This is a genomic window from Bacteroides salyersiae, from assembly GCF_031172035.1.
GTDB lineage: Bacteria > Bacteroidota > Bacteroidia > Bacteroidales > Bacteroidaceae > Bacteroides > Bacteroides salyersiae.
The window spans coordinates 5,040,675-5,058,975 of the sequence record NZ_CP133452.1 but is presented as its reverse complement, the minus strand read 5'-3'; the positions used below and the strand labels follow the sequence as shown (position 1 = coordinate 5,058,975).

Below are 18,301 nucleotides of genomic sequence, written 5' to 3'. Positions count from 1 at the left end.
GACTATTTGCTACTTAATTTTGGCTTCTTGAAAATATTTACACATTAATTGCAAACCACAGTTGTCACATTTTGGAGTACGGGCCTGGCAAATGTAGCGTCCGTGCAGAATAAGCCAGTGGTGTGCTATCGGAATTAATTTTTTCGGAATATATTTCACTAATTCTTTTTCTACGCTGAAAGGTGTGGTATGTGTGTCATCCACTAACCCGATGCGATGGCTTACGCGGAATACATGCGTATCTACTGCCATTGCAGCTTTATTAAATACGACGGATTGAATGACATTGGCCGTTTTACGTCCTACACCGGGCAGTTTGATTAATTCTTCCAGCGTATCGGGCACTTTACTATTGAAATCTTTCACCAGCATTTGTGCCATGCCTACCAGGTGTTTGGCTTTGTTGTTCGGATAAGAGACGCTTCGGATATATTCGAATATGACTTCCGGGCTACTTGCCGCCAATGCTTCCGGGGTAGGAAAGTCGTGGTACAATGCCGGAGTGATCATATTGACCCGCTTGTCTGTACATTGTGCAGAAAGGATAACGGCTATCAGCAGTTCGAACGGATCATTGTAATGTAGTTCTGTTTCGGCCACAGGTACATTTTCCTGAAACCAGTTGATTACTTTTTCATAACGTTCTTTCTTTCTCATCGTAATTTGTTTTTATGATAGTGGGGGGCTACCCTTAATTTAAAATAGAAAATAGAAACTACTGTGAGGCAGGCGCCAAATAAATAGGCCATATCAAAAGAGGTGAGTTGAGCGATATAACCGCCGGCCATCAACCCGATACCGATTCCTACATCCCAGGAAGTTAGATAGGTGGAAGTGGCCGTACCGCGTTGGTTGTTGGGAGCCAGATTGACAAACAGAGTGTTAAATGCCGGAAACATGGTGCCGAAACCTACTCCTAATAATAAAGCGATCATGAAAAAAAGCACTTCAGTCAGTTCCGGACTCATCTTCATCAGTTCGTCACAACCGGCTAAAAGAAAGAAACAGGCAGATACCAGATATAATCCAAGCATAATGACCTGCGTGATTCGGCCTTTATCTACTTGTCTGCCGGAGAACATACGGGATACTGCCATGCCTACGGCCATGAAGGTGAAAAACAATCCTGAACTCAGGCTGATTCCTATCTCTTTGGCATACATGGCCACATAGGTGCTTGTCATGCCATAGGGGATGGATAACAGCAATAAAGCGATGCCGGCAGGTATACCTTTTATCAATACGAAACGGTCGAGTGATAAAGGTTCTCGTTTTACCGGCTGTTTAGGAGGTGTTTTTACCAAACAGGCAGCGATAAATCCCAAGACACCGGAGATGAAAGAACAAAGGAAGATTGTTTCAAAAGAATAGGAATCATGCATGAATAACCCTGTCATCGGTCCGAAGCTCATCGCTGTATTATTCATCAGTCCATAATATCCTACTGCTTCTCCGCGTCGTGAGGATGGGGTAATGTCGATTACAATCGTATTTCCGGCTACTGTTACCATACCGAATGCCAGCCCGTGTGCTATTCTCAACAGGACGAATAATGTCAATACTCCCGCCAGCATATATCCGGCAAATATCGAGATGAAAACAAAGTAGGCTATCAGATAGAGAGGTTTTCGTGCCAATGTATCTAACAGGTAACCGGAGAATGGACGGATACAAAGTGAGGCTACGGTATAGCACGAGAGGATAATTCCCACAGCGGCATTTCCCGTATGGAATATTTCGGTTAGGTAAAAAGGTAAAATCGGTAGTATCAGGTAAAAGGCAAAATACAAAAGGAAATTTGCTGCCAATATGAGACAGTAATCGCGGGTGACAAGCCGATCCTTCATAAGTTGAAAGCCTTATTTGTTAGTTGAAAGTTGAAAGCTTTTCTTTAGTTGAGAGTTGAGAGTTGAAAGTTGAAAATTACTATGTAGCATGATAGCGCAGCTAACTTTCAACTTTCAACTTTTAACTTTCAACTCCTTTAGTAGGCCGCTTCGAATTCTTTCAAGAAGCGCGTGTCGTTTTCTGAGAACATTCGAAGGTCTTTTACTTGGTATTTTAAGTTCGTAATGCGTTCTACACCCATGCCAAGAGCATAGCCGCTGTATATTTTACTGTCTATACCGTTAGCTTCGAGAACATTCGGATCTACCATACCACATCCTAAAATCTCTACCCAACCTGTATGCTTGCAGAAGGGGCAACCTTTTCCACCGCAGATATTACAGCTGATATCCATTTCGGCACTGGGTTCTGTAAATGGGAAGTAGGACGGGCGGAGACGGATTTTGGTATCTGCACCGAACATTTCTTTTGCAAACAGTAACAGCACTTGCTTCAAATCGGTGAATGATACGTCTTTGTCTACATATAACGCTTCTACTTGGTGGAAGAAACAATGTGCACGATAACTGATCGCCTCGTTACGGTACACGCGCCCCGGACAGATAATGCGGATAGGAGGTTGGGATACTTCCATGGCACGTGTCTGCACGGATGAAGTATGTGTACGCAGTAAAATATCCGGGTGTGATTCAATGAAAAAAGTATCTTGCATGTCACGTGCCGGATGATCTTCTGCAAAGTTTAATGCCGAAAATACGTGCCAGTCGTCTTCTATCTCCGGGCCTTCTGCAATGCTGAAGCCAAGACGGGAGAAAATATCAATAATTTCATTTTTTACAATAGAAAGCGGGTGGCGTGTTCCCATTTCTATGGGGTAAGCCGAACGGGTTAAGTCCAGTTCGCATGCACCATTTTCTTGAGTCTCGAATTGCTCTTTTAGTGCATTGATCTTTTCCTGTGCTTTGGCCTTGAGTTCGTTCAGTCTCATGCCGACCTCTTTTTTCTGTTCGGCTGCAACATTACGAAAATCTGCCATTAAGTCATTAATGGCTCCTTTTTTACTAAGGTACTTGATACGAAGTGCTTCAAGTTCTTCTGCATTGGCAGCTTTCAGTGCTTCAACTTCTTCAAGAAGCTGGTTAATCTTAGCTATCATATTTTTGATTTATTGTTATTTTACAGTATAAAACGTTGCAAAGATAGTGGTTTTTATCTTAATTCAACTCTCAAATCGGGCATTGTTTTTTACGAATATCTTCCAAAAATGTTAATGACTTTCGGGTATCTATTAAACGATGTTATAAATCTTGTAAAGGCATACGGATTATTTGCAAATCTCCCGGAAGTCCGTATCTTTGCAATGTGTTTTTCATAGTATTAGATTTAAGGTTAACAAAGATTGGCTGTCTGGGATAGATAGCCTTTTTTTTTGTTAGCCTTTTGTGTTTTTATTCCGAAAACATGTCAGGCTGATTATTTTTACTTAACTACTGGCTTTTTATTACTTGACTGCTGTATATGAATTCTTCAAGTTAATATTGTTTTATCCGCAAATCTTTCTATAGGATTTTTCTGTTACTGTTTCCAATATGTGTAATAATTAAAAAAAGGATTATGAACGGAATCAAAAAAATGTCATCTGGTCGGTTGGCATCCAAAGAGCGGAAAAAGTTGGATACTTCGGAATTCGGGATACCTGAGTTAAGGGAATTTCCCATTCATGATGCCGCTCACGTGAGGGCGGCGGAAGCTTATTTTCGATATGCTCCCGAAGAATATAAAGCCCAGTTGGCACGTAATATTTTGGCAAAGGCGCATTTGCTTGGGGTAAATATAAAAAGTCCTGTAATACTTGAGTGGGCGGAAAAATAAGGTGAAAACATTGTGTATGTTTGTATAAATTGCGTTGTAACTCTGTTTGAAATGATATATTCAGTATGAGTTATAACGCAATGAATTATAACGCATTTTATTTTTTATGATTTGTTTGTTTATCACCAACTTCTTTGTTGTTTTTATCATCTTTATTATTTTCCGGTGGCGATACCGGATCTATTTCTTTGTTTTCTTTATTTGCCCTTGTGGCAGACTTGATCAGTACGAATAGAGTAATGACTATGATGATTGCTATTATGATTCCCATGATTAATATCTTTGACTATTATGATAATTAGAACGTTATGAGGCTTCTTTTGTTTGTTGGTTTGGGATATTTTCGAGACGAAGATTCCTACGAGTTTGGCAAAGCATCACAAACAATCGATATTGAAACGGAAGTGCAACCATATATGATTGACGATTTGAACGACAAGGTGACTGCTGCCGTCTCCACTGTAGGTAGTGGTATTTTAGATTTAATGGGACAGCAATGATGTGCAAATATTATCGGATCCCACTCTATTAAAAGTTGTCTCAAATCATATATATTAGCAATTTGTGAGTTATTTGTTGAGAAAATATCTGTTTAAATAATTTTAATGATGATTATGAATAGGGTTAGTTGACAAAACACGATTTTATTAAAAGGTTTTTATTGTAACATATTATTCGGTTTCTTAATTTTGTCAGTTGGGTAATCATTTAGAATATAATATGAATTAAAAAAAGAAGCTATGCTTTTTTATTGATTCTTGTGAATACTGGATATATGATTGAGTATGGCAGAATTGGCTTGATCAATAGTCGATGCTTCTAATGAAGTTAGATAAATACGTGTCATGGTTTCTGAACTGTGTCCCATACCAGCACTGATGACAGCTAAAGAGATATTCATATTTCTGGCTATTGTTGCCCAACTATGGCGCGATACATAAGAAGTCAACAGGATATCCGGACCTATCAGTTGTGATATCTTTTTTAATAATTTGTTGTAATAGCTACGTTTGTTTTTATATTGGGTATATGCTTTTTCTGCGTCTGTTCTTGTAATGATAGGTAATAGATACCCTAATTTACTTTTGGATGCATAACGGTTGATTATATCTGATATACATTGTTCTATCTTAATTTCCAGCATAATATCTGTCTTATGTCGGATGTAGCGAATAACTCCATTTTTTATGTTGTCATGTTTGAGATATGCCATGTCTACAAAGGCCATTCCTCTCATATAGAAGCTAAGCAAGAATAAATCTCTGGCGAAACAGAGAGAAGAGGAATATGATAAATCTAATGCTATTAATTTGGTGATAACAGAAATGTCTACAGCCCTCTTTTTTGTTTTATCTATACCTGTATATACATTATCAAATGGGAAAGTCTGTTCCGTAAGATTGGCTTTAACGGCCTTGTTGTATATGGAACGCAATTGTCTCATGTAGAAGGAGATCGTATTCCGGGATAAATATCTGTTTCTGAGCCATGATTCATATTGAATTGAAAGAGTCTGGCATTATTCAGGAAGCAAAGAAACCGGGCAGGCCTAAAAAGGAATCTTCTGAAGAAGCAGAAGAATAATATTAACCATAAATGATTAAAGGGTAAAATCATGGCATTAACAGTAGAAGTTTTAAAAGCAAATTCGGTATTGGCCGGATTGAGTGACGAACAGTTGGCAGCTATCACAACTTTGTCTGCAAATGACGAAAATAGCGTAATTGCTCAAAAAACGGGTAAGATATACGGTGACTTGGATGCCGATATTTTGTCTGTTACCGGTATTGCAAAGAATGGCACTGAAAAGACGTATGATTATGCGAAAAGGGTACTTGGTGAGTTCAAGACAAAGGCCGAAAGTGCCGTACAGCTACAGAGCACTATTGATACGCTGACAAAAGAAAAATCGCGTTTGGAAAAGGCTATCCAAGATGGTGCTTCCGATGCGGAGACCGCGAAGGCTTTGAAGCAGGCTAAAGCTGATCTTGCAGCTATTACAGGGCAATATAATGAGCTTAATACCAAATTCCAGAACGCTGAACAAAACCATCAAAAAGAACTGTTCGGTATCCGTGTGGAATCAACATTGCAAGCTGCTACGGCTAATTTGAAGTTTAAACCGGAGCTCCCGGGAAGTGTAACTAAGGTATTGCTTAGTCAAGCGACAGAGAAAATTAAAAACATGCATCCGGAACTGATCGATGACGGGAAAGGCGGTCAGATCATTGCGTTCAAAGATGAAAATGGCGCAATTATGCGTAATCCGAACAATCAATTGAATCCATTTACGGCTGATGAATTGATTCAACGTGAATTGGATATGATGGGGGTTTTGGATAAAGGCAGGCAACAAGTCGGTACCGGCACACAACCTCCTTCTGGTGTTACAGGTTCGGGTACTGTTATTAGCATAGCTGGTGCAAAGACAAGAACAGAAGCATATGATATGATTGCTTCAAGTCTTATGACGCAAGGACTGACAAATGGTTCTGCGGAATTCCAGACTGCTATGGATCAGGCATGGAAAGATAACAATATCTCTTCCCTTCCGGAGAAATAAAGAGAATAAGAAAGGGTAAAGGGTCAACCCGGTATTTATAACATTAAAAAAATATTTGATATGAGTTTAATTGCAACCAGATTACAGAATTGGCGTGTTGAAGATCCCGAATTTGACCGGAATATGACCCGCCCTTGCGAGTATGGCGCATTGGATTTTTTCGTAGAACAGACCGATGCACGTAATTCGATTATTAACCCCCGATTACGCGAACGTGCATTCGCTTCGATCGGTAATACCGTACAGATTCCTGTCATTAACTATGATGAGAATGTACAGGTGTCCAATGTTCGCTCATGTGTCATTGCTGATAATGAGAATACTTCTGCGCTGTATACCGTTACATGGGCTACTTACGCGGTAGGATTTACGATGGTGCCGGCTGCTTATATGAATAATGAAATCAGTTACGAACATGACTGGCTTCGCAAAATGGAGAAAATCAGTCGTGCTATGGCTAATGCTCTTGATTCAGCAGCAGTTGCACAATTGGAAGCTCAAAAGACGCAGGTTTTCAAATCTAAACTGAATTATACCGTAACCGGTAACGTGATTGAAGTTCCTACTCAGATGTCTACTGAAATCTTAGGTGATATTAACCCTATGATGCGTGCTAACTGTTATCCGGAACAGATTCACGTGATCGGAAATGCCGGTGTTGATGCACTTATTCGTAAATTGGCTCAGCATGGTATCTACAATGACGTCAACAAACGAATGGAATACGACAACAAGGTTATTCATTATACTAACAATGTCGTTGACGAATCCGGCAAAATGGGAACACTGTTCGCAGTAGTTGACGGGAATGTCGGAGTGCTTACCCGTGTTGACCGTGAAGCATTACGTCGTGCTCGTTCTAACTTCCACGAATGGGACGTAGTACGTATTCCGTTTGTTGATCTTCCGGTAGGTTCTCATTACTATACGGAAGTTGGTGACCAGTCTAAATTGTGGGGTGATGCAACGGCAGATTTGAATTGTGGTGTTAAAGAATTCTTCGGATTCTCAGTTGATGTTGCATTCTTGGTTGCATACAACAGTAATCCTGCAACTATCGCTAACCCGATCATCAAGGCTGAGATTGCTGCACGTGCAGATAATACTCCTTTGGGTATGCCTGTATATGTGACGAATGCTGCTCAGTTTTCGGCTTAAAAATTAGATATGACACAATGAAAGGGGATGGGATATTTGTCCTCATCCCCTTTATTTATTAAAGGGTATGTACAGGTTAAAAGAAATAGAACAGGCTTTGCTTAATGTTGTGGGATGGCAACAGGCTCTTAATCCTACACATCATATAGAAGAATCATTGACGCGTACCGATAGCGGATTGTACTTTCAAAATGCACATCCTCTTGTTACTCTCAATAATATATCGGCCATAATACCGGATGATTGGGGCTATCAGTATCCGAAATGGAACATGATTTCGCCTTATAGAAAAGGGGATATTGTGTCTCATAATAATATGCTGTGGATGGCTAAAATGGGCAATACTAACCAAGAACCAGCGGTTAGCGACTTTAACGGTGACTTTAGTCGTGATTATGGCAATCCTTTTTGGCAGCCTTTCAATATGCTATCCAGTTATCTTGAAAATCTGACAATAAACGGTATAGATACCGTTGTGCAAACCTTTACTCAAATGAAAGGTTTGGATAAGGAGACGAAAAATTTGTTGGAAAGACGTACACTCTTTGATGGTGCAGGACGTATACGTGCTACTTTGCAGAATTCTCATAAACTCGTAGGAATGGAAATTGTTCCTGTCCGTTCTATGGGAGTGACAACTAAAATAGAACGTATCGGGCTTCAAATGACCGGTGGTACCGGACTAATCAAGATGTATCTCTTCCATAGTTCGCAGATAGACCCTATCCGTACTTTCTATCTGAATTTTAATGTCACGAATGGAGGGTTCCAATGGTTCCCATTAAAAGATTGTTATCTGCCGTATATCAGTGACGGAAACAACTCCGGTGGTGCTTGGTATCTGGTATATAATCAAGACGAGCTACCACGTGGAATGGAAGCTGTCAATGTTTCAAAGGATTGGAGCCGTGAACCTTGTGGTACATGTAATATCGGTAGTGTGGAGACATGGAGACAGATTACTAAGTACATGCAGATATCTCCATTCATGTATAATGCACCTACTACATTTGAAGAATATCCGGAACTCTGGGATATTCCCGGAAACATCTATACCAATACGCTGAATTATGGTATTAATTGCGAGATAACGGTTGGCTGTGATCTTACTGATTTTATCATATCACAACGCCAGATATTTCAGACAGTGATACAAAGGCAGGTAGCCGCAATTGCATTGCGGACAATGGCTATGAATCCGGATGTACGCGTAAATCGAAATCAATCCAACGTGTCCCGTATGGATATTCTTTACGAACTTGACGGTAATACACAAGGTAGGCCGGGTGGATTAGGCTACGATTTAAAAAAGGCTTATGAAGCACTGAGTTTAGATACACAGGGATTAGATAGAATTTGCTTGTCATGTAATAATCACGGTGTTCGTTATCGTACAACATAATGGCGGGATTGCAGTCTATAATAGATTTGAAAAGTCGGGTAGTTACCTTTAATGAGGGGCTGGTTTCAGGCATGTATATCCAAAGGATCATTACGGATAACGAAGCTTATATAGTTGATATGAATGCTGAAATTCAGTTGTATGAAGAAGGGGTTAACAGGCTTGGGGTGAGTATTATGGATTATGCTCCATACCGGCCGTTGACTATAGCGATTAAGGAGGAGAAAGGACAACCAACCAACCGTGTGACATTGCGTGATACAGGTGATTTTGAAAGTAGCTTCTACATTGAAGTCGGTGACAGGCAATTTGAAATAAAAGCATCTGATTGGAAAACTGAAGCATTGATAAAGAAATACGGCCGTCAGATTCTCGGTCTTACGGATGAAAATATATTGAGCCTTATATGGGATTACATTTATCCGGATCTCATGAAAAAGGCAAAGGAAGTAATTTTAAATAAATAAAAATGGAACGTGTACCAATACCAAAGAATCCAGAATTATTCGATAGGGTGATATCCGATATACAGAAAGGGTTAGCTGATAATCTTCCGTGGCTGGATCATAGCTTCGGACGTGCAGAACGTCTTGTGAAGTCCATCAACGGAAAGAAATATTATACACCTGATGTATATGCAGGTGGCAATGATTATATACTGATTGCACCGGATGATAAAGTGTTGGGTAACTTTTCATTTTTTGTAATTGATGATCCGCAGGATGTGGATTGGATCACAGGCAGGCAATCTGACTATAAGGCTCAATTTTCGCTTATTGTATGGGTGGATATGCGTAGGGTTACCAATGAGGCTGACAATCGCAATACGGAAGCCGTAAAGTTTCAAATCATGCGTGCGTTGAATGGTGGTTTCTGGCTTAAATCTGGAAGTATTAAGATTAACCGTATATACGAACGTGCGGAGAATGTTTTTAAAGGATTTACATTCAACGAATTGGATAATCAATTTTTGATGCATCCATTTGCCGGATTCAGATTCGAAGGTGTGATGACGGTTAAAGAGACATGTTATAATCAATAGTAAATGAGTATGCAGGATTTTTTATATCATATGGTTATTGTCGCACTGTTGGCGACATTTATTCTTTCATTGTTGCGTAAATGGAGAGTTATTGAGTGGATGCAGGTTCACGGTAATGATTTCTTCTCAGAGATGGCATTGTGTAACTTTTGTCTGTCATGGTGGGTTTCTGTATTTCTGTCTGTTATTTGTGCAGTTATAACAGGCGATTTAACATCATTGTTAATACCTTTTTGTTCCACTCCATTAATCAAGTGTCTGTTATGAGAAAAATAGTACTTGCAAAGCATAAGGTTGAGTTATATGACAGTATTGATGAATTACCGATTGTCAGGTTTCATAAGTACAATAAAATGCTTCTTATAGATGCCGGTGTAGGTTCCGATCTGAGTGATTGGGACGCACATATGGAAAAAGTAGTAAGGTATTGCCGTTTAAACCAGCCGGATAAGGCTGAAAAGGAGATAGGAAACATCCGGCAGAACATCTATTTCATACAATCAGAAATAAGCCCGAAACATCTGGCATTTGCAGCATTGGTAAAAAGCATAGACGGAAAATTGGTAGATGATTTAACCGATGACGGATTACAGAAAGTGTTGGATCTGTTTGCAGAAGCGACGAATAAGGAACTGACCGACCATATGGAATCGGTCAAAAAAAAAATAGATGAAGAGATGCTACTGTATTTCCCCATGCTGTTTGATGATTCTACCGTGAAGGAGTATTATGATCTTTTGAGGGAAAGAACACTGCTAATGCTGAATAGTACCATTGAGGGAGTTGATAGAAGTAATGAAATCGATGATCTGACAGGTCAACTGATTACTTATACCAATCCTCAGTCTTTTTCCGGAACCGACAGTGTAGAAATACAGTATGATAAACAATTCGAAAATATGTGTCTTATGATTGCACAACATCTACATGTCAATGCAAAGAAGTACACTGTATTAGAATATTACAACGCATTTGAATTCATAAAGAAGTCTTTGAAGTCAAAAAACAAATCAAAATAAGATGGCAGATAACAATAATCCTATAAAATACAGTGATCTTATTAAGCCTGACAGTTCAATAACCGATCTGATCAAGCAATTAGAAGAATTGAAAGGCATATATGAGTCTGCTCTTGCGAAGGTGAAAAAAGAAGCGGAACAGCTTAGTAATTCCCTTAAAAAAGTATCCGGTGCAACAAAAGAGGGACGTGAAACTATTCGTAAAGCTTCTGAGGATGCAGAAAGATTATCTTATTCTCAATCAGAACTTACGGATTCTTTGAATGCTACAACAAAGGAATTGAATCTGTTAAAGTCAGTTCAGCAACAACAGAATTCGATTAGTAAATCTGCTGAAAATTCCAATAAGTCATTAGGGGCTTCTTATGAAAAATTGAATTCGGATACGAATAAATTAACCCGTTCTATCGATGAATTGTATACTGCATTGTCAGATGTAGAAAAGACGAATTACGATGCATTCATAAAAAAGGGTGAAAATGGGATGGCTTCATATTCGGATGTAATAAATAAGGCATCTTCTAATGTTGCCCGGCTGACATCTATCTCTGATCAACTGAATGCGTCTTTTGATTCCGGTGATTTGAGCATAGATGATTATCGTGCTGCTATGGAAAGAGTAAATGCCGGTCTGCAAAAGGCTGACTCTGTAATGAACAAATTTCAAGAATCACAAAGGGGTGTTGATGATGAAAATGGAAGGTTACAGGAGTCTTTTTATGGTCTTGATACGAATATGCAAAATTTGTTCAAGAATCTTATTGAGCTTCAGCAGGAACAGGTAAATACCAAATCTTCATTGAAGGAACTTAACAAAGAATATGATTCTGGGAAGATTTCTGAGAATGAATTCATAGAAAGGGCAGCGGCTCTGACTTCTGTTATGGATGGTCAAAAAGATGCTATAAAGAAAACTCAGACGCAAATTAAACTTCTTAATCAGTTGAATACAAGTACTGCGGGAAGTTATGAACATTTAAGTGCTCAGTACTCATTGAACAAAATAGTTCTGAATGGATTATCTGATGAATACCGGAAAAGCACGGAAGAAGGGCGTAAATTGGTTGCTGAGACGGACGCATTGTATCAAGAAATGAAGAGACTACAGGAAGAAACAGGAAAGACAAGTCTAAATGTAGGAAATTATTCTGCTGATGCACAAAAGTTGACAACGCAAATTGAGAATCAAACTAAGCAGTTGGCATTATTACGTCTTGAGGGTAAACAAAATACAGAAGAATACCAACGGTTATCGAGAGAAACAGCCATTTTAAGGGATGCTCTTAAAGATGCTACGGCAGAGGTAAACAATATGGCTTCCGATACTTCTAACTTGGATGCTGTGTTAGGTGCTGCCAGTGCTGCATCTGGTGGATTTTCTGCCTATACTGGTATAATGGAATTAGCCGGTGTTGAAAGTGAAAATGTAGAAAAGGCACAAAAAAAGTTGCAAGCTGCAATAGCGGTAACGACAGGTGTTCAAGCTATTCAAAATTCAATTCAGAAGCAATCCGCATTAATGCTTGGAATATCCCGATTACAACAAACGGCTTTAACGAAGGCTAAAGTATATGATCGTCTTGTAACTATGCAGGGAACCAAAGCTACTATATCTGCAACTGTAGCTCAGAAGGCATTTAATCTTATTGCAAATGCTAATCCTTATGTTCTGTTGGCCACTGCGTTAGTAACTGTGGTGGGTGCGTTAACTCTTTTTTCTATGGGGACAAAGGATGCTGCGGAGAAACAAAAAAGACTCAATGAATACCAAAAAGCATATTCAGATTATTTGGAAAAAGAGAGTGAAGAAATGAATCGTACCATTTATGAACGTATCACTCGATTGGAACAAGAATTAAGTATTGCCAAAGCACGTAATGCAGGTCTTATTGAGATACGTAAAATAGAGGATGAAATATTGTTGCTACGTACCAAAGCTCACAATAAATCAGTTGGTTATTATTCGGATGAATTGAGGAATTTGGAATTGAACCGGTATAAATTAGAGCAATTTCGGGACTTATTGATTAATTTACAAAATTTACAAAAGGATGATATTAAAACAACATATATTGATGTTGATTTGGATGGAAAAATTGAAAAAGTAAAAGTTGACAAAGCGATTGAAAATGTACAAGGTCAAATTGATAAATTGGGACATGATGTTGAGCTTGGTGTCAATTTGGAAACAAAAGGAATGGAATTGGATACACTGATTAAAGCCCAATATGAACAACGGAAGCAGGAAGATAAGAATATTGCAAAACAAGAAACCGATATTCTTCGTAAAGCAGAAGATATTAGAATATCTCTTATTAAAAACAGCTTTGACCAACAGAGATCACAACGAAAAGCGGCAAATGCCCGTTCGATAGCAGATATAAAATATCAGTTGGAGACAGATAATAATCTTACGGAAAAGGCAAGAAAATCATTGAATGATTCGATAATATCTTTACGTAAGCAATTGGATAACGAATTAAAGGAAATTGACAAACAACAAAATGCATCAGAACTGGCAACTATTAGATTGACCGAAGATGCCAAGATTGCATTGTTGGAAGAGGGTGCAGATAAGCAAAGAGAACTGTTGAGAGTATCTTATGAAAGACAGATACAGGATCTTACCAACAGTTTGAATATTGAAAGGGATTCATTGACTGAAATACAAAAAAATGAAATGGAATCCCGTTTAGGTTATCTTCGTGACCAATACACAAAGGATCTTAATCAATTGGAAGATCAGATAACATCAGATATGTTACAAAAAGAATCTGACCGGATACAATTAGAATTGGAAGCTGTAGAGGAAGGTTCTGAAAAGGAAATTGACCTACGTATTAAGCTTTTGCAGAACCAACGTAAAATAGAGTTGGCACAAAATAGGTTATTGTCGAAAGAAATGAGACAAAGCGAAGCAGATATAAATGCCAAATACGATGCTCAGATTGTAAAAGAATTGAAGGCTTTCGGTATGGATAAGATTGCTTTGAATAATGAGCTTGCTGTGTCTGAAATCAATGCATTAAAAATATCTGAAAAGGAAAAAACAAAATTAATTCTTGAAGAAACAAAGAAAAGGTTAAAGGCTGAATTAGCGTTAGAGACAAAACCTGATGGTACCCTTACAGAAAGAGGTAAGATTATAGCAAATCAGATAAAGGAAATAGACAATGAGATAGATAAAACTTCTAAACCTTCAAATATTTATGAGCTTTTCGGGTTGAATTTAACTTCAGAACAAGAACAGGCTATCAGTACAGCCGCACAATATGCCATAGATGCTATAAATTCAATTGCAGATGCAAAGGTTCAGGCGGCAGAAAGGGCAGTCGAAGCGGCAGACCGTGAGGTTGAAGCTGCTCAAAATGCTTTGGATGCGGAACGTGAAGCTCGTGCAAATGGGTATGCGTCAAATGTTGAGCAAGCTCAGAAAGAGTTGGATTTAGCGAAGAAGAATCAAGAAAAAGCATTGAAAGAGCAAGCCAAAGCACAGAAGCAACAGGAAGCGATCAATAGTTTAGAGCAGGCAAGCAATCTTGTTACTGCAAGTGCTGGCATATTCAAGTCCTTTTCCGGTGTTGGTATTTGGGGGATTCCTGCTGCAATCGCCATGATCGCTACCATGTGGGGTGCGTTTGCTGCTGCAAAGATAAAAGCGTCTCAACTAACAAAAGGCAGTGAAGAAAAGTATGGTGATGGTACAGTAGAATTGTTACAGGGTGGTTCTCATCAGTCGGGCAATGATGTTGATCTTGGAACAAAACCGGATGGTACCCGTAGACGTGCGGAAGGTGGTGAATTCTTTGCCGTTATCAATAAGAGAAATTCGCGTAGGTTTCGTAAGGTTATTCCTGATGTTATAAAATCCTTGAACAACGGAACATTTACCGATAAGTATTTAGCTGCATATGACGGTGTAAATAACATCTCTGTCAACTTGAAAGAGAAAAATACCGATTTGAATGATATAAGAAACGATATAAGGGAGATAAAGAATAGAGAGCGTACATATCGTGATGCGAATGGTGATACTATTACTGCTTATAAGAATTTGAAAAGGAGAATTAAATCATGATGAATCCATTATACATTTTTTATTTGGTCAATCGGGATGTTTTTGATCCGGAAATGGAAGGGACTCAATACGGATACAGGTTATTCGCAACCTCCGGTTTTGTTATTAGGGATGCAAAGTACAATACAAGTCCTCTTGTTCCCGTGTCAGAATACACAAAAGTTGCATTCAATGAGAAAGAGGTTACTGTCTGCTTTTTCGACTCAAATCACAAATATATATCCGGCTATTCCGGAAGTAATCTTGATCTGGTTATACCAAATGGTGCGTCAGCAATGGTATTCTGTTATACGGTAGATGACTGGAACAGTGGTGATGTGAGTATTGATTTGCTTCATAAAGCGAAGCCAATCTATAAAGACAGTCTTTCAAAGACATATACAAAAGAGTCCGAGCAGGAGTTTTTCCGTGAAGGCTTGAATGGTGAAATTACATTCATGTGTCGGGATTATTATTTTATCCTTAACCGTCCCTTTGATACGATTTACTATTTAGACGTTTATTGGAGCCAAGACGGTGGACGTACTTTCAATCTGTATGTTAAGACCAAATTCTTACGCACTGACTGTACCATTAACGTGGCTGACCTTTCGGTTCGTGTCAAACCGGATAGTAATGACGCTTATACGAAATTATTGGACGGATGGGAACGGGAGTATGATTTGGTAAGATTAAATCCAGAACTTGAAAAGATATCCCTGTATAGACGTGGAATCTTACAAATCTATACGGCAGGAGATGATAAGGTCTCATGCGCTCTTTCTGGGGTATTTTGGGAACAGGATGCAGATGTGGTTACAGATACAAACGAACTCAAAGAGAAGTATTTCTTTGGTGAATCAGGAACAATTATCGCAATAAACGTGCAAGGAGATGGTATTCCGTCTTATATGAAAGGATATTATATCGCTGATTTTTCACCAACCGCAACTCCGGATAAATACCGTACTGCTACATACAGGCTAAAGGATAATGCCGGATTTATCCAAGTACTTATTTCTGGTACTGGCATTTCTGGAAGTTTTGCGCTGTACGATGGAAAAACTAATGAGCGAATAGGTAACACAAGAGGTGATTTGTATATAGATCCATCAAGAAATGGAACACTTGAGTTTTTTGCTACTTCTAATACGTCTGTAAAAATTGCCACAGGGGACACAAATAAAAAAGTATTTTACACGAGGTATGTTGTGGCCACAAATAAAGTATCTGTTACATGGCATAATAAACCATCGGATGATATGATATCAACTCCGGGATCATATCCCTATGTGATACCGTATGCTGTTCAAGAATTTAAATCATCCGCTATTGTAAAAACGGAACCTTCTGAATGGGGACAGAATGGAAGAGGTGAATACTATTATCCTCCTACCGATATTTCACCTTACAAGGCATATCCTGTTAATCGTGATATGTGGACTGATGATTATTCTTATTGGTTTATACATGACTTCTCAAAGGATGAAATAGAACCAAAATCAAGACTTGAATACACGATGTCTCATGCCATGCCTTTGCATTCTGTCTTATCCGTGCTTCTTGACAAGGTTGCACCGGGTATTACTTTTGGGAATACAACAGAATACAGCCAATTCTTTTATGCATCACACCGTCCTATCGGAGGAGGTCAACGAAAGGTGTACATGACTCCGAAAACCAATATCTTGATAAGTAACTATACCCAACCTGCACAAAAGGCTACTATCACTTTGAAAAGTGTATTAGACATGCTGAAATACGTGTATCAATGCTATTGGTATATTGAGGATAACAAGTTGAAGATTGAGCATATACAGTACTTCCGTAATGGTCGTTCATACACCAACCAGCCGGGAATTGCTATGGATTTGACAAAGTGGATATGTCCGAGCAATGGAAAATCATGGGAGACTGGTCGTAAAGAGTATAAATACGAAAAGTTGGATATGCCGGAACGCTATCAATTTTCATGGATGGATGAAGTCACAGAACCGTTTACCGGTTATCCGATCATCATGAGAAGCAACTATGTCAAGCAGGACAAGATTGAGGAGATATCGGTTAGTAATTTCTCTACTGATATCGACTATATGATATTGCGTTCTGATGAGTTTTCCAAAGACGGATTTGCATTGATGGAAACGATTACGCAGGCCGGCAGAGAGCGTGTCCCTGTTTTATCTCAAACGGTAGACGGTGATATTTATCAGAATCAGAACGGGTATCTGTCCTATTTCTTTCTGCATCCTGTTTATTGGGGTTATAACCTCCCATCTAAAAAAGTGAATATCAATAATTCCGATATCACATTGAAATACATTTCCCGGTTAAAGAGCAGCGAAGCAAAATTCCCTTACGATCGTGAAATATCCCCTTTGAAATTGATACATACCTCCATCGGGGACGGTAAGATAGAGAGTATTTCAGTGAATTTGAGTAGTAGAATGCATTCAATAGATTTACGCTATGATACAGAATAACAATAACAATCTTAGTGTACTTCCGTGGTACACTTCAATTAACGAACAGAATCACCGGAAAAGTTATTCATATGGGGATATATACCCTTTGTTTACTCCTTCAAGCTTTCTGTTGCCTTTTCAGTTAATGAGAGAGTATAGTGAGAATCCGATTCAAGAAGTGCTCCTATACACAAAGAATGGAGTGAAATATGCGGATATAACGTCTGACATGATTATGACGGGATTGGAAATTGTGCATTTTAAGGATTTGGGGTATGATGTAATAGTATATCCGGGTAGGTTACCATTGTCTTTAACAATGTATGACGGAATATATTATGCACGCATGTATGACGGTAAGCAGTATTTCTATTCAGAAATGTTTACCGTTGTTCAGGATATTTCCGCGTATTTGAAAATACAATGGTACGATGTCGAAAATCTTGTATTTGATGCCGGCCAGATAGTATATAACAATCCGGCATTTAAGAATGTACTTTATTTATGTACCGAGCTTGGGAAACCGGAATATCCGTTTGAGGAGGATGGAGAAACATTAGATGGGTATTTCTTCCCGGAAAAGCAGATCTCTGAAAAGACATATCGATGTACCTTTTTAGCACCTGAGTATTTATGTGACGTGATGAGATTAATTCGATTATCTGATTATGTCATTGTAACGGATAAATACGGTAGAGTATATAACTGTGATACATTCTTGGCAACTCCGACATGGCAAACACAAGGAAATCTTGCAAGCGTAGAAGTTGAATTCCAAACTGATACAGTTGTGAAGAAAATATGCCGGGGAACGATATACGAAAATAGGGGAGATTATAATTCCGATTTCAATAACGATTTCAATAACGACTAAT

The 18,301-nt window shown here is 38.8% G+C and carries 16 protein-coding genes; 11 read left to right on the top strand and 5 right to left on the bottom strand.

The window, feature by feature from the left end:
* Nucleotides 1–9: 9 nt before the first annotated feature.
* The 3 genes from nth to RB604_RS19450 form a co-directional block, all read right to left on the bottom strand.
* A complete protein-coding gene (gene nth / locus RB604_RS19460; protein ID WP_005929828.1) occupies nucleotides 10–657 on the bottom strand; it encodes an endonuclease III in 648 nt (215 codons plus the stop codon).
* Nucleotides 654–1,847, bottom strand: coding sequence for an MFS transporter (locus tag RB604_RS19455; RefSeq protein WP_007481544.1), 1,194 nt, complete (start codon nucleotides 1,845–1,847; stop codon nucleotides 654–656). The genes nth and RB604_RS19455 overlap by 4 nt, the downstream gene beginning before the upstream one ends.
* A gap of 137 nt (nucleotides 1,848–1,984) precedes the next feature.
* Complete coding sequence (locus RB604_RS19450) at nucleotides 1,985–3,004, bottom strand: phenylalanine--tRNA ligase subunit alpha (protein ID WP_007481546.1); 1,020 nt, start codon at nucleotides 3,002–3,004, stop codon at nucleotides 1,985–1,987.
* A 458-nt stretch (nucleotides 3,005–3,462) separates the two neighbouring features.
* Between RB604_RS19450 and RB604_RS19445 the strand changes: the two genes are divergently transcribed.
* Nucleotides 3,463–3,720 (top strand): hypothetical protein, encoded by a 258-nt coding sequence (locus RB604_RS19445; RefSeq protein WP_005929836.1) that lies wholly within the window; start codon nucleotides 3,463–3,465, stop codon nucleotides 3,718–3,720.
* A gap of 97 nt (nucleotides 3,721–3,817) precedes the next feature.
* Here the strand turns inward: RB604_RS19445 and RB604_RS19440 are convergent, their stop codons facing one another.
* Nucleotides 3,818–3,991, bottom strand: coding sequence for a hypothetical protein (locus tag RB604_RS19440; protein WP_005929837.1), 174 nt, complete (start codon nucleotides 3,989–3,991; stop codon nucleotides 3,818–3,820).
* 37 nt (nucleotides 3,992–4,028) lie between these two features.
* Here RB604_RS19440 and RB604_RS19435 point away from each other — a divergent pair, with 37 nt between their 5' ends.
* Nucleotides 4,029–4,220 (top strand): hypothetical protein, encoded by a 192-nt coding sequence (locus tag RB604_RS19435; RefSeq protein WP_005929840.1) that lies wholly within the window; start codon nucleotides 4,029–4,031, stop codon nucleotides 4,218–4,220.
* Between the two features lie 248 nt (nucleotides 4,221–4,468).
* On the opposite strand, the gene RB604_RS19430 is transcribed toward RB604_RS19435, so the two are convergent.
* Nucleotides 4,469–5,224, bottom strand: coding sequence for a tyrosine-type recombinase/integrase (locus tag RB604_RS19430; RefSeq protein ID WP_259327066.1), 756 nt, complete (start codon nucleotides 5,222–5,224; stop codon nucleotides 4,469–4,471).
* 111 nt (nucleotides 5,225–5,335) lie between these two features.
* Between RB604_RS19430 and RB604_RS19425 the strand changes: the two genes are divergently transcribed.
* From RB604_RS19425 to RB604_RS19385, 9 genes are all read left to right on the top strand, one after another.
* Nucleotides 5,336–6,283 (top strand): hypothetical protein, encoded by a 948-nt coding sequence (locus RB604_RS19425; protein ID WP_005930021.1) that lies wholly within the window; start codon nucleotides 5,336–5,338, stop codon nucleotides 6,281–6,283.
* Between the two features lie 60 nt (nucleotides 6,284–6,343).
* The gene (locus tag RB604_RS19420) at nucleotides 6,344–7,441 is read left to right on the top strand and encodes a hypothetical protein (RefSeq protein ID WP_055294230.1); all 1,098 of its coding nucleotides are present in this window, start codon (nucleotides 6,344–6,346) and stop codon (nucleotides 7,439–7,441) included.
* Nucleotides 7,442–7,508: 67 nt separating this feature from the next.
* On the top strand, nucleotides 7,509–8,843 hold the full coding sequence (locus tag RB604_RS19415) for a hypothetical protein (RefSeq protein WP_055294228.1): 1,335 nt from the start codon (nucleotides 7,509–7,511) through the stop codon (nucleotides 8,841–8,843).
* 26 nt (nucleotides 8,844–8,869) lie between these two features.
* Nucleotides 8,870–9,310, top strand: a complete 441-nt coding sequence (locus tag RB604_RS19410) for a hypothetical protein (protein WP_147398883.1) — start codon at nucleotides 8,870–8,872, stop codon at nucleotides 9,308–9,310.
* A gap of 2 nt (nucleotides 9,311–9,312) precedes the next feature.
* Nucleotides 9,313–9,885, top strand: a complete 573-nt coding sequence (locus tag RB604_RS19405; protein WP_005930031.1) for a hypothetical protein — start codon at nucleotides 9,313–9,315, stop codon at nucleotides 9,883–9,885.
* 263 nt (nucleotides 9,886–10,148) lie between these two features.
* Nucleotides 10,149–10,904, top strand: a complete 756-nt coding sequence (locus RB604_RS19400) for a hypothetical protein (RefSeq protein ID WP_055294224.1) — start codon at nucleotides 10,149–10,151, stop codon at nucleotides 10,902–10,904.
* A gap of 1 nt (nucleotide 10,905) precedes the next feature.
* Complete coding sequence (locus tag RB604_RS19395; RefSeq protein ID WP_055294222.1) at nucleotides 10,906–14,982, top strand: coiled-coil domain-containing protein; 4,077 nt, start codon at nucleotides 10,906–10,908, stop codon at nucleotides 14,980–14,982.
* Complete coding sequence (locus RB604_RS19390; protein WP_055294220.1) at nucleotides 14,979–17,444, top strand: hypothetical protein; 2,466 nt, start codon at nucleotides 14,979–14,981, stop codon at nucleotides 17,442–17,444. Before RB604_RS19395 ends, RB604_RS19390 begins: the two co-directional genes overlap by 4 nt.
* The gene (locus tag RB604_RS19385) at nucleotides 17,431–18,300 is read left to right on the top strand and encodes a hypothetical protein (protein WP_055294218.1); all 870 of its coding nucleotides are present in this window, start codon (nucleotides 17,431–17,433) and stop codon (nucleotides 18,298–18,300) included. Before RB604_RS19390 ends, RB604_RS19385 begins: the two co-directional genes overlap by 14 nt.
* Nucleotide 18,301 lies beyond the last annotated feature (1 nt).